This is a genomic window from Nonomuraea basaltis (assembly GCF_005893125.1).
Classification (GTDB): Bacteria; Actinomycetota; Actinomycetes; order Streptosporangiales; family Streptosporangiaceae; genus Nonomuraea; species Nonomuraea basaltis.
Map to the genome: position 1 here is coordinate 1 of NZ_VCJS01000627.1, position 719 is coordinate 719.

At 64.8% G+C, this 719-nt stretch carries 1 protein-coding gene; it reads left to right on the forward strand.

Annotation, left to right across the window (positions count from 1 at the left end; translation table 11 throughout):
- Window positions 1-719 (forward strand): hypothetical protein (locus EJK15_RS74055; protein ID WP_206062425.1); only part of this gene is annotated, 719 nt, incomplete at both ends.

Here is a 719-nt window from a genome sequence, read left to right on the forward strand (position 1 = left end):
CGGCAACTCGGCGCTGGCACCAAGGTGAGATTCGCCCTGGAGGACCGATCCTTCCTCGCCGCCCTCTTGGCATCGCTGCCGCGCGAGGTCCTGCGCCGGCTACGGCTTCTCGTCAGCCCGGATACCGTCCTGCGCTGGCGTCGTGATCTGCTGAAACGACGTCATGCTCGCACGTGCCGGCCAAAGCGGTCTGGGCGCCCGCCCACGATCCGATCGATCCGCGCTCTCATTCTGCGCCTGGTTCGCGAAAATCCCTCATGGGGATATCGGCGGGTACACGGCGAGCTCACCACGCTTGGCATCAAGGTCGCTGCGTCGACGGTCTGGGAGATCCTCAAGCAGGAGGGACTTGATCCGGCGCCCGAGCGGGTGTCCACCACGTGGCCCGACTTCCTGCGCTCGCAAGCCGACGCCCTGCTGGCTTGCGATTTCATCGAGACCATCACCTTGAACGGGCAGCGCCAGTACATCCTGGCGGTCATCGAGCACGCCACCAGGCGCGTCCGAGTTCTCGGCACCACCGCGCACCCGAGCGCGAGCTGGGTCATCCAGGCGATGAAGAACCTGGTGATGGACATGGAGGATACGGGCTGCCGGGCGCGCTATCTCATCCGAGACCGGGATGGGAAGTTCCCAGCCCTCATAAAACGAAATCCTCGCCGAGGCCGGCATCCAGACCGTGCTCACCGGGATTCGGATGCCACGTATGAACTCGATCA